The 11924-nt window shown below is 42.6% G+C and carries 11 protein-coding genes and 3 tRNA genes; 4 read left to right on the top strand and 10 right to left on the bottom strand.

The features are described 5' to 3' along the window. Positions 1 to 49 precede the first annotated feature (49 nt). Together RQ359_RS02325 and RQ359_RS02320 are read left to right on the top strand one after the other, a co-directional pair. Positions 50 to 1141: a zinc-binding dehydrogenase gene (locus tag RQ359_RS02325; RefSeq protein ID WP_156016167.1), complete on the top strand. Its 1092-nt coding sequence runs from the start codon at positions 50 to 52 to the stop codon at positions 1139 to 1141. A gap of 42 nt (positions 1142 to 1183) precedes the next feature. Then, the gene (locus RQ359_RS02320; protein ID WP_156016168.1) at positions 1184 to 2605 is read left to right on the top strand and encodes an acyl-CoA synthetase family protein; all 1422 of its coding nucleotides are present in this window, start codon (positions 1184 to 1186) and stop codon (positions 2603 to 2605) included. A 51-nt stretch (positions 2606 to 2656) separates the two neighbouring features. On the opposite strand, the gene mvk is transcribed toward RQ359_RS02320, so the two are convergent. Genes mvk through RQ359_RS02305 form a run of 3 tightly spaced genes read right to left on the bottom strand, consistent with a single transcriptional unit; the run spans position 2657 to position 6044 of the window. Continuing rightward, a complete protein-coding gene (mvk, locus tag RQ359_RS02315) occupies positions 2657 to 3595 on the bottom strand; it encodes a mevalonate kinase (RefSeq protein WP_054838081.1) in 939 nt (312 codons plus the stop codon). Continuing rightward, on the bottom strand, positions 3592 to 4779 hold the full coding sequence (locus RQ359_RS02310) for a threonyl-tRNA synthetase editing domain-containing protein (RefSeq protein WP_156016169.1): 1188 nt from the start codon (positions 4777 to 4779) through the stop codon (positions 3592 to 3594). Before RQ359_RS02310 ends, mvk begins: the two co-directional genes overlap by 4 nt. Beyond that, on the bottom strand, positions 4776 to 6044 hold the full coding sequence (locus tag RQ359_RS02305; RefSeq protein WP_156016170.1) for an MBL fold metallo-hydrolase: 1269 nt from the start codon (positions 6042 to 6044) through the stop codon (positions 4776 to 4778). Before RQ359_RS02305 ends, RQ359_RS02310 begins: the two co-directional genes overlap by 4 nt. A 57-nt stretch (positions 6045 to 6101) precedes the next feature. On the opposite strand from RQ359_RS02305, the gene RQ359_RS02300 reads away from it, so the two are divergent. Beyond that, complete coding sequence (locus tag RQ359_RS02300) at positions 6102 to 6464, top strand: nascent polypeptide-associated complex protein (RefSeq protein WP_173571498.1); 363 nt, start codon at positions 6102 to 6104, stop codon at positions 6462 to 6464. Here the strand turns inward: RQ359_RS02300 and RQ359_RS02295 are convergent. Beyond that, positions 6427 to 7155 (bottom strand): helix-turn-helix domain-containing protein, encoded by a 729-nt coding sequence (locus RQ359_RS02295; protein WP_420856763.1) that lies wholly within the window; start codon positions 7153 to 7155, stop codon positions 6427 to 6429. The two genes, RQ359_RS02300 and RQ359_RS02295, sit on opposite strands and share 38 nt — an antisense overlap. Before the next feature lie 45 nt (positions 7156 to 7200). Here RQ359_RS02295 and RQ359_RS02290 point away from each other — a divergent pair. Then, a tRNA-Pro gene (locus tag RQ359_RS02290) sits at positions 7201 to 7275 on the top strand. A 99-nt stretch (positions 7276 to 7374) separates the two neighbouring features. Here RQ359_RS02290 and RQ359_RS02285 read toward each other — a convergent pair. From RQ359_RS02285 to RQ359_RS02260, 6 genes are all read right to left on the bottom strand, one after another. Beyond that, positions 7375 to 8442, bottom strand: a complete 1068-nt coding sequence (locus RQ359_RS02285) for a sugar phosphate nucleotidyltransferase (protein ID WP_054838084.1) — start codon at positions 8440 to 8442, stop codon at positions 7375 to 7377. After that, positions 8439 to 10199: a glutamine--fructose-6-phosphate transaminase (isomerizing) gene (glmS, locus tag RQ359_RS02280; protein WP_156016172.1), complete on the bottom strand. Its 1761-nt coding sequence runs from the start codon at positions 10197 to 10199 to the stop codon at positions 8439 to 8441. The genes RQ359_RS02285 and glmS overlap by 4 nt, the downstream gene beginning before the upstream one ends. Before the next feature lie 82 nt (positions 10200 to 10281). Beyond that, positions 10282 to 10357: transfer RNA gene (locus RQ359_RS02275), tRNA-Gly, on the bottom strand. Between the two features lie 200 nt (positions 10358 to 10557). Beyond that, positions 10558 to 10641 (bottom strand) — tRNA-Ser (locus tag RQ359_RS02270). Between the two features lie 17 nt (positions 10642 to 10658). Next, entirely contained in the window at positions 10659 to 11213 is a 555-nt protein-coding gene (locus RQ359_RS02265; RefSeq protein ID WP_420856774.1) for a class I SAM-dependent methyltransferase, read from the bottom strand. Continuing rightward, positions 11191 to 11916 (bottom strand): RNA-guided pseudouridylation complex pseudouridine synthase subunit Cbf5, encoded by a 726-nt coding sequence (locus RQ359_RS02260; RefSeq protein ID WP_054838086.1) that lies wholly within the window; start codon positions 11914 to 11916, stop codon positions 11191 to 11193. Before RQ359_RS02260 ends, RQ359_RS02265 begins: the two co-directional genes overlap by 23 nt. Positions 11917 to 11924: the final 8 nt, after the last annotated feature.

The following is an 11924-nucleotide window of genomic DNA, read 5'->3' as shown; positions in this document are numbered from 1 at the left end:
GAACGTGGAAAAGATCAGAGATTTAAATTAGTTTAAACCTTTTCTTAGTATGAAAGCTGCTGTTCTCTTCAAATACAAGGAACCCCTAAAAGTAATGGATAACATCGAGCTAGATCCTCCTAAGGAGGGCGAAGTTAGAATAAAGGTTGAAGCCACGGGAATGTGCCATTCTGACGTTAACGTCTTCGTCGGTGCGACTCCAGTTCCTCCACCAGTAATAGCGGGACATGAAATTGCGGGGATTGTGGAGGAAGTCGGTCCAGGAGTTACTAGAGTTAAGCCAGGTGATAGGATAATCTCTGCTTTCGTTCATCCATGCGGTAAATGTAGAAACTGTGTGTCAGGTCACGAGAACGTTTGTGAGGTATTTTCAGCTACTAGACTTAAGGGACTTATGATGGATGGAACTTCCAGACTCCACTTCAAGGACGGAACCCCTTTAAGGTTCTTCTTAGGTGGCGGGTTCGCAGAGTACGCTGAGGTAAGCGAGAACGCTCTTACAGTGGCACCTCCAGAGATCGATCTCAAGAAGGGCGCAGTTCTAGGCTGTGCTGGACTTACTGGATATGGTGCGGTGGACTCGCTGAAGTTAGAGCCTGGAGAGAGTGTTGCCGTAATTGGAGCTGGAGGAGTAGGTCTTTCCGCAATTCAGCTACTCAAAGCAGCTGGAGCTGGGAGAATAATTGCGGTAGGAACTAAGAAGTGGAAACTGGAGAAGGCAATGGAACTTGGTGCGACAGACGTCGTAAACTCTAAGGAAACAGATGCAGTGAAAGCCCTGAAGGAAATGACCAATGGAGGTCCAGATGCTATAATAGAGGTAGCAGGAGTTCAGGATACAATAAAGATGGCTCTGGATTCCGTTAGACTAGGAGGAAGGGTAGTGCTAGTTGGATTGCCTCCAGCTACGGCGGAAATACCACTTAGGGTAGCAACGATAGTGAGGAATGGTATCCAAGTGATAGGAAATTATGGAGGTAGACCTAGAGTTGATATGCCAAGATTAATGGAACTAGTGAAGAACGGAAAATATGATCCAACTAAGCTTGTTACTGGGACTTATCACTTGGAGGAAATAAATGAGGCAGTGGAGTCGTTAGAACGTGGAGAAGCCCTTAGAAGTATAATTCTCCCAGATTGAAAGAAGGTTTAAATTTTTTAAATAAATATGACATCGGACAATATGAGTTCATCCCTGCAAGAATATGAGAAAATTCATAAAGAATTAAAAGATGAGGGTTTTATAAGGCGCGACTACCCTCTGGATCCTTCCACTGTTCTATGGAACCAGAAAGTAATGACTATGAAGAGGGAGGATCTAGATAAGGTCAAGAGCTTTAGACTAAAGAGAATAGTTAAGTGGGCCTGGGAAAACTCGGAATTTTATAGAAAGTTTTGGAAATCTAAAGGTTTCGATCCAGACCAGATCAAAAGCTGGAAGGACATAGTGAAAATACCTATACTCAGAAAGGACGAACTAAGAAACGATCTGTCGCAGAATCCTCCCTTCGGTTCAATAATGGTGCCTGACCTAGCTAGAAGGATCAGATTCGTAGGTGCTACCTCTGGTTCAACTGGTATGCCTACATTTCAGGGATGGGGTGCTTTGGAGCTGGACTATTTCGAGGAGGCTCAAGCTAGATATCTGTGGACGTTTGCCAGCGTGAAGCCAACTACTGTATATGCCAATTATCTCAACATGTCCGGATTCTATAGTTGGGGACCACCACTTGTGGAGGCTGCCATGTGGAGGTGCGGTGCTACTGCTATAGCTGGAGGAGGAGAGACATATTTCAGCTGGAAGTCGAGGCATAATCTAATCTTCAAGCTATGGAAGGTAGACGTAATGGCCACTACCCCTTGGCTTCAAAGGCTCATAGGTGAAGAAGCCAGACTTGAAGGGTGGGAGAGCCCGTTTAAGGTGTTGTTACTTCATGGAGGAGCAGCCGCTGAGAATACTAAAAAGAAGCTATTCCAAGTACATCCAAATGCTAAATTGGCAATAAGCGTATGGGGAACCACCGACGGTCATATGGCTGTGGAAGTGCCAGGATCCGAAGGGCAGCTTGTTGTGTGGGAAGACCTCGAAATGTTTGACATAGTTGATCCGAAGACAGACGAACCCGCAAATGAAGGAGAGAGGGGAGAGCTTATTGCTACACTTCTGAACCACTTCACCATGCCTTTAATTAGGTATAGCCTCGGCGATTATGTTAAGAATGAGTTCATTACGGATCCAGATCCAAAGTTCGGAATAACTCACATGAGATTCGTGGAACCAATCCCAGGGAGAGTAGAATGGATGTTCAAAGTTCAAGGAAAGTTACTTCTTCCAATATATGTCGAGGACGCAGTGAACGAAATACCAGATACGACTGGTATGTTCAACATCTTTATATACGACAACAATATGGATAAACTCAAGATAAGAATTGAAAGTAGGAAACCCGTCACTGATGAGTATAACAGAGAAGCGAAGAAGTTGTTAGGGCAGAGAATCGGAATAGACCCAGAGAATGTAGATATAGAGTGGGTAAAGCCTGGAGAGACTATATGGACTGGATACAAGCTTCAGGTATTCGTGGATCAAAGAAAGAAAAAATAATAACGTAAAGAAGATGAATGCGCACTAAGAAAAGTAGATATATATAGATTATTATCTTATTCTCTTTATCGTTACTCCGCCTTCAGAAAATGATGCATTTATTACATATGCTCCAAACGATCTAAGTAGAAAAGCCGAGGGAGGATCTGGAGTCATTATAACTGATCCGCCTGCTCCTCCTCCGCTTATCTTTGCACCCTTTATTCCAACGTTCCTAGCTCTGGATATAACCTCGTCAACCTCTGGAACAGTAACCCCCATCGAGAACAATAATCCATGATTGACATACATCAACCTTCCAATTCCATCCTCATCATTATTGACCATGTATTCCTTAGCTTCCATCACCAGATCCCCTATTGAATCTATTATCCTTGAGAATAGATTATTGTTTTTCTCCTTGAATTCCTTTACTTTCCTCAGCATTTCTGCCGTGGTCATGGATCTCTTGAAGTAGCCAGAGACAAAGGAAAGTTTACTCTCTAATCTTTCCTCCTTATTACCATTAAATAGAATAATCCCGCCCAAGCTTTCAACGTATGTGTCCATTCTGCTTCCTATTCCTTGTACCTTAAGTTCGACCTCATGACTTTTCATAGCTATCTCCTCTTTAGTTAACTGATTCCCAAGGAAGGTGGAGTAAGCTGCTATTGTTCCAACGATCACGGCCGCGCTGGTTCCCAAACCTACTGAAGGTTCTACGGGAGATTCTATCTCCACTTTAACGGGTTCATTCCCAACGGCCTTTATGGATTCGCTAACATAATTAAGTAATCTAGAAACTTGCTCGTTCTCGACCTTCATATCGTCTAGGTTCACCTTCACTCCCTTGAGGTTTAGCGAAGGTGAAACAACGGTGAATCTGTCGGATTTAGTTACCTTAACTTTAAGGAATTCAGATATGGTAGCTGCTATGGCAGGCTTTCCATAAACTACTGCATGCTCGCCGAAGAGGGTTAACTTGAGTGGAACGCTGGCTTCAATTATCACAAGTATTCAAACTTCGGTCTACGTGATAAAAGTATTGGAAGCTTCCTCTTCAGCTTTAACTGATCTGCTGACATAACAATTGAGGCTATTTCCTCTACGGTAAGGCTCTTCTGTTCGGTCTCTTCCCTTATCTTCACCGTTAAAGAAGAAGTTTTTCTTTCCCTCTCTCCCAGAATTCCAACTAGGGGTATCCACTCCTTACCAGCTCTCCTTATCTTGTTGCCTAGTCCATCGTTTAAATCATCTATATCAACTCTAACGTCCCTAGATTCCAATTCCCCAGCTATCCTAATCGCGTCGTCTATGAAGTCCCTCTTTACTGGAAGTATTCTAACTTGAATTGGGCTCATCCACATGGGTAACGTAGGATACACCTTGTCTTTTACGCTCTGAATCATGAAATAGTAGGTTAACGCGTTTACGTTAATCTTGGTCACTCCTCCTTCATTAAAGATCACATCTACCTTGTTAGCCGAGTCATGGAAGGAGTAGGGAACGTCCATATCCATAACCCCACCGTAAATCGCTATGATATTTGGGTTCTCGTTGAGGCATGGGATTATTTTACCCTTCGCCTCAAAGTAGTTCACCGAGAACTCTCCTTGCGAAGGCTTGGTATTTCCTACCGTTTCTACTACCATATCTCTAGCCTTGCTCTTTACCCATTCCAATACGGCATTCCGCACAAAAGTTGCGTGGGGAGAACTTGGAAATCCGAATTTCTCGCAATATTTTATCTCCTCTGATTGTTTCATCAAGTGAACTGGGTTATCCTCTTCTTTCCCGATCCTTCTGGAGAGCTCGCTCAAAGGATGTCCGTAACACGATATGGTGAACGCCTTATACCATCCGAAAGGAGCTCTAATTACCTTAATTTTTTCAGATAGAGAATTTTCTATCTCCTTCATCAGGGAAACTGCAACGGAAGGTTTAGCTAGCTTATTGGATAGATGAGCATAAGGATATAGAACCACCATGGAGGGCTTAACCTTTTCGACGTCCTCCATGATGTATTCCATTGCCTTTAACGCTAAGTCTGAGTCGTCTCCTTCCTCAATCGAAATGAAGATTACAAGCACATTTTCTCCTTTAAATTCATTGATGGGATTCTCTTCCGCAGAACTAATCGCTTTTTCCCTTACTTCATAGGAAAAAAAGGAGGAATGTATCATCAACAATATCATAGCTTTATCTCCTGACCGTTCTCTGGAGCTATTACGTCTACTCCTATTTCCTCTTTAACTACTGCTGCAAAGTGCTCTGCGCTATCTGCGGAGGAGTGAACTATTATTAACTTCTGGAGGTTCTTTGCACTCCTAACTAGCTTCATCAGATCAGCCTTTCCTGAATGGCTGGAAAAATCAAAGAGCTCAAACCTAGCTTTAAGCATAGGTGAGAACTCATCGAACTTGCCAATCTCGAGGAGCTTCCTTCCAGGAGTGCTAGGTGCTTGGTAACTCACCAGAAATACCGCGTTCTTTGAATCCTCTGCAAGCTTCTTGTAATAATACACCGCTGGTCCTCCCTTTAACATTCCCGCACTAGCAACTATTACTCCCTTGTCTTTCCATACCTTTTTCCTTTCGTTAAATCCGTTCACGTAATGGAAACTGTCGTAAGCTTTCTTCAAAAGCTCTGGTTTGTGTAGATAGTCCTTGTGTTGAAGCATGACTTCCGTTATTTCCCTAGACATTCCATCATAATAAACTGGATAAGGAAAATCAACGGAAGCGAACAGAGACAGTAATTCTTGACTTCTATTCAGACTGAACGCCGGAACAAGAACAGTCCCTCCTCCTTCTATTACTTCCTTAACCTTATCCAAAAACTCCTTTTCCACGCTTTCCCTACCAGGGTGATTGAATCTACCGTATGTTGCCTCCATAATGAGGACGTCAGTATCCCTCAAATCGTCTGGATTGGCGGGGTTCATCAATTTCGTATCTGCGGTGTTTATGTCACCAGTATATGTGACCTTCATCTTCTCAGTCATTATATGGATTTGTGCACTTCCAGGAATATGACCCGCGTTAGTCATCCTAACCTTAAACCCTTCAATTTCCTCTTCCTTGTCGAATTCAATTGTATTGAAATTCTTAATAGCCTTATCAACCTCTACCCATTCGAACGGTATCTTAGGTCCAGAAAGCTTTACGAAATCTCGCAGTATTAAATGAGCTAAGGCCTTAGTCATTGGAGTTCCGTATATTGGCTTCTTCAGGGTAGATATTTCATAAATTGGAAGAGCACCTACGTGATCAAGATGCCCATGAGAGACCAAAAAACCTTTGACTTTCCCCGGCAGCTCCTGCAACGGAAAGTTGGGGTTGTCGTTCGAATCAAAGTTAACCCCGTAATCCATCACAAGGCTGCCGTTACTGTTGCCGATCTCGATGGCAGATCTTCCAACTTCTCTGCCTCCTCCGAGTATCTTCAGATAGTAGTCCATTTGTTTAATACCTCAGCACCGCAAACTATTAAGTTTGCTATGAATGAAAGTAAATTGATGAAGATCAAAAACAACGACCTGAAAAAACTTGAAAAGATGGGAATTAAAACAAATCAGATAAATGCTACGCGAGTAATCATAGAAACTGCAGATGGTAAGAGGATAGTAATCGAGGAGTGCCAAGTTGCTAAGATGTCTGCACAGGGAAATTCGTTCTATACTATAATGGGAGGGAACGAGAGAGAAGAAGAAGTAAAACCTGAGACTGTTGTTCAGATCCAGCCCAGCATAAACGAAGAAGACGTAAAGTTCTTAATGGAACAAACTGGAAAAGGCGAAACAGAAGTAAGGGACGCTTTGAATAAGAACGGAGGAGACATAGCTAAGGCTCTTGCCTACTTGACAGGAGAGACCTCATAGAGTTTATGAGTTCCTCCTCAGTTTTCTTGGTTGAAATCACTATGTTTATTCCTTCCTGTTCGCTCAGGTAAAGCGCGAGCGGATCTATTCTCACGGGTCTATGAAGTACAACAACCTTAGGTTTAACCGGGGCTACCTTAAGCGCTATCATTGGAGATCTTCCTCCAGCCACTTTTGTGAAGACTAAGACTCTATTCAGAGACAATGAAAGGAACTGGTAAAAATCTGTACCGCTCAGTGTAGATATTGCCTTTATGCTGTTTGCCACCATGTATCCATAAACTGTAAATTGATTTACAAAGGAGTTCAAAATTACTCCGTCAACAGCTCTTATTATTTCATGTGTTGGAAGAGGAGAAATGAAATCTCCCATGTCCATGATGTAAGGAAAGTTTAAGTTGAACATCTTTACGAGTTCTCCTATTACCTTGAAGCCGTTCTTTGCGTCACTTCTTATTAGAGCTGAAACGTATCTCTTTATGAATGAACTGCCTGGCTGTCTTCTTCCTCTCTCGTAATCTGCAATCACGGTCTGTTTCACGCCTAGTTCCTTGGCAAGCTCCTGTTGAGAAAGTCTAAAGGTTTCTCTCCATTTCCTTAAGGAATTATAAACGTCGTTACTCCATACTATGTCACCGGCTATTCTCTTGCCTACCATATCTATGACGAATTTGTCATAAACGTTTTCCATGCTCAATCGATGAAGTTTTATAAAACCAGCTAAAAATTAAATTATGGGCCCGTGGTCCAGCTTGGCTAGGATGCGACGTTCGGGTCGTCGAGGTCCCGGGTTCAAATCCCGGCGGGCCCATAACTTCTGAGATTTCATAGGTCTCTCACCGAAATCTTGAAGGCCGATAAAATAAGGAGAAAATACATGACCCATTAATCTCAAATTCTAAACATTGAATTAGCCCTCTGCGTAAAAAGGTTTAAGTACGGAACCGTGGTCCACTTTCCCTTTAGGAGGTATAACACAACCGAACTTATTAGACCTTCCTCTTACTACCTTGTTTGTCATAGATGTTTTAGTTATGGTTCCAGCTCCTATCTTGGCTTCCCTTCCTACTACTGAATAGGTTAGATAAGACTTAGATCCTATCTCCACTCCTTGTCCTACCAGCGTATGAGCGACCTCGCTGTAGGCTCCTATTATAGCGTTTCTCTCAATGGACGAAAAGGACCTAATCAGCGAAAAATTGCCAATATACGCATCTTTACCAATGTAAGCTGGTCCCTTGATAACTGCATAATCTTCAATTGTTGCTCTATCCTCTATTATAACCTGATTTCCCAAGACTGCAGATCTGGCCACATTTGCACCATCAGATATGAAAGTTCCTCTCCTTTCGTTAAGCAAGTTTTCTATTGCCGTCAGGATATCCTCGGGATATCCTATATCAACCCAAGGCCCAGACCATACGAAGTAAGATGGATTTAAGGATGATAGATATTCCTCGAAGTTGTCCATAGTTTCTGTGGGTAATACGTAAGCTCCAGCCAGAGCTAACGTGGATCCGGATCTCACCACCTTTATCCTTCCACCTTCTATTTCAACCAGACCATAAGTGTTGAAACCTTCGCCTATAGGTGTTAAGGATATAGACGGTTTACCGTTTGTGTAATAGAGTGAAAGTAGTGACGAATAAAGCTGGCTAGAAGTTATTATGTCCCCGAAAGCTAGAACGTAGTACTTGTCAGATATTTTCGATATTCCCTCGCTTATTGCACCCTCTATACCTTCCTTCTTCTGGTAAACTACCTCGTATCCTGCATCTGTATTAGGTAATTCCCTTTCAATTTCCCTTCCCTTATCGCTAGTTACAATAACGAACTCAGAAATGCCTGCCTTCATTAGACCTTCCATAACGTACGAAAGCACCGGTTTACCTAACACTGAAAGCAATTCCTTCTGTTGTCCTTCAGTTAAGGGATAAAGTCCCTCCCCTTTTCCTCCGGCCAATATCACGGCTTTCATTCTACTGTCACCGTCTTAGCTAAGTTCCTTGGTCTATCCGGATCTATTCCCTTGTTCACTGAAACGTAAAACGCCAAAAGCTGCAATGGCGGAGAAAGAGCAAAAGGTTCTAGATCTCTCTCAGATTTTACTATGACTTCGTTGTCGGTCAAATTAGTGTTCACTGTTGAAATGGAGAAGATCTTGGCACCGCGAGACTTCATTTCCTCCATGTTTACTTTAAGTTCATCCAAACCAGGATTGACGAAGATTACAGGGAAACCTTCAGAAACCAAAGCTATTGGTCCGTGCTTGCTTTCCCCTGCTGGATATGCCTCTGCATGAACGTAAGCTACCTCTTTTATCTTTAGGGCTCCTTCCATGGCTAAAGGTACTCCTATACCTTTGGAAAGGTAATAAACTGAAGGAAAATCTATCAACGTGCTCCACCTCTTCATCTTACCCTCGGTCTCTTCAACGGCGTCTTCTAAAATCTGTGGTGCCTTGGCTAAGTAACTTGTATCCTCATTTAGAACTCTGGACTTTAATATCATAAGTGAAGCTACTTGAGACACGAAAGTTTTTGTTGCCGCAACACCGAGTTCAGGTCCTGCTCTCATGTATAACTTAACATCACTTTCTCTAGAGATTGTGCTCTCTATCACATTAGTTATTGAAATGATCGACGCACCGTCGTTCCTGAACTTCTTAATTGCCATTTTAACGTCGAGAGTCTCTCCGCTTTGACTTAAAGCTAAAACTACATCTCCGGACTTAGCCTTGTAAGACGAATACTCTGAGGCTATAACTGGAATAGCTGTTAGACTTGAGAGATTAAGATATCTAGTAAAGAAGAGACCTGCGTGATAACTCGTTCCAGCTGCAACTACGAATACGCGGTTGGCGTTCGAGATTATCCTAGACGCTTCCACAACTGCTTCGTCTGATAGCATTGTGGAAATAGTCTCTTTCACAGCTAAGGGTGACTCGTGGATTTCCTTCAACATAAAGTGAGAATATCCTCCTTTAGAGGCAGAGATCACACTGAAGTTTAACTTATGAATTCTGTCGTTTATGTCAACTACCTTTCCATCTTTTTCAATATAAACAGAGGACGGAGTAACGAAACCTACCTCCCCGTCCTGGATAGTAACAACTGTGCTAGTAAAAGGTAAAAATGGTGCATACTCACTAGCAACGAAGTTCTTGTTATCCTCGCCTAATCCTATTACAAGCGGATTGTCTAGTCTGGCGAAGAATATCCTCCTTTCCCCCTCCATTATCATGAGTATTGCATAGCTTCCCTTCAATGAAGAGATAGCAGCCTTAAAGGCAGAGAAACTGTCCATACCCCTTTTCATGAACTCCTCTACAAGATGCGGTATAACCTCAGTGTCGGTGTCGCTTCTGAACTTGTGCCCTAGGGATTCCAACTCTTCCCTCAATTCCTTGTAGTTGGTTAAAGTTCCGTTATGCACAACCGCTATTTTACCCGTGCAATCTATGTGAGGGTGAGCGTTTTGATCGTTTGGGGCTCCATGTGTAGCCCATCTGGTATGACCTAAGAAAAGATATCCATTCATCTCGTTTATCTTCTTCCTTTTAACTACTTCGACTACCTTTCCCTTAGCCTTCCTTACATCTATTCCTCCCTCGTCTAAGGAAGCTACACCGACGCTATCATAACCTCTGTATTCTAGTCTTGCAAGAGAAGACACTAGTACATCGGTTAGCGTCCTATCCTTCTTGCTAGACGCTATTCCTATTATTCCACACATATTCGAAAAGCTATCGTAATTCATATTTTACTTTTTCCGTTATTCGCGAACATTTAGAACGACATTAAATCCAAATAAGAGGTGCGGCCACCGGGATTCGGACCCGGGATCTCCGGCTTGGGAGGCCGGCGTCCTAATCCAGGCTGGACTATGACCGCATTAGAAGTTTAAGCAATTTTCCTAATAACTTTTACTCTAAGAGGTTTCAGCATTTCCAGCGCATTTCATCGATCAATCGACCCTCTTCTCATCAGTGATAAAGAACAAACATCGCTTCGTTAAAAACGTTGCTAACTTCAGACGGGAATAATCATCGTCATTTAATCTGCCTACATCGAGGTCATCACAAGGAGCCCAACGCCGGGGACGGGATTTGAACCCGTGCAGGGATTTCCCCTAATGGCTCTCAAGGCCATCCCCTTAACCACTCGGGCACCCCGGCTTGCCCACTTATATTCCTCACTTCTTTTTTATTAAGATTATCGAGTAGCCTTTTACTCTCTTTATCACATTTATACTAGGAAAGTATGGAGAAAATTCCTTCTTGACGTTTTCTTCACCCCTGTAAACTACAATTTCCAAGAACCCATCTTCCTTGATTTTATCGTTAGCACACTTGGCGAACTTCTTTAGGAAATCTACGCCCTTTGAAAGTGGGGGATTGGAGAAGATTGCGTCAAGCTTCTCGTTTACGGCTGAAAGAACATCGCTTTTCATCACGGTGACTCTGGAGGACACTCCATTTATTTCAACGTTTTTCTTTGAAAGTTTTACTGCGTTCGGATCTATGTCTAACATGATCACCTTCAGGGAAGGATTCTTCAATGCTAAAAATATTCCTACTGGACCGTAACCACATCCCACGTCTGCTACGATACCTCTCTCCGGTATGACGAGGTTCTCCAAGAGTGCCCTCGTACCAACGTCCACTTTTCTCTTGGAAAATATTCCTGTACTAGAATAAAAAGAGAGAGGAATTCCATCAATTACGTCAAGAACTACCTCCGTCTTTATCACCCCAATGCTTGGGGTAAACGTCCCTATCTATGAATACTCTGTCAGTGCTGGCCACCTCTCCTTTATCAACCTTTGCTAACCTTCTATAATCCATTAGAGCCTTGCCTACGGAAACCAACTCCCCTTTGGTAGTTATTACGCATACTACGTCATCCTTTTTGAACTGTTGAAAACCAACCACTCCTGGCGCTGTTAACTTTGCACCATAAGCTATGGCACTAACTGCATTGTTATCAACCATTATTTTAGGGATTCCACAAGTTGCTATCTCCATGGGCATGATTATCTTCCTAATGAAAGATTCATCCTTACAATTCTTCCACATGTAGACAGCCTCAGAGAACTCATGCATGGTAACTAAGTTCCTCTCATCGAATATGCCAGTTCTAGTTCTCCTTAGCTCTCTCATATGAGCTCCATAACCGCTTAAGATTCCTATGTCATGGCATAGCTTTCTCATATATGTTCCGTGCTCTGAGATTACCTTCATTAGAACTAACCTATCCTCTATTTCAGTTACTTCAATATCGTATATCTTCCTAGTCCTTAGCTTTCTACTTACAGAGGATCTAACTGGAGGTCTTTGGTAAATCTTTCCCTTGAATTTCATTATCCAACTCTTTAAACTCTCCTTTTCGAAATCAGAGTGAACCTGCATCACGCAAACATACTCCTTGGTTGATCTTGAAACGTAATGCATTATTTTAG

It is taken from the genome of Sulfuracidifex metallicus DSM 6482 = JCM 9184, from assembly GCA_032834875.1.
GTDB lineage: Archaea > Thermoproteota > Thermoprotei_A > Sulfolobales > Sulfolobaceae > Sulfuracidifex > Sulfuracidifex metallicus.
Note: the sequence above shows the minus strand (reverse complement) of the source record. Positions and strands in the feature narration are given on the sequence as shown.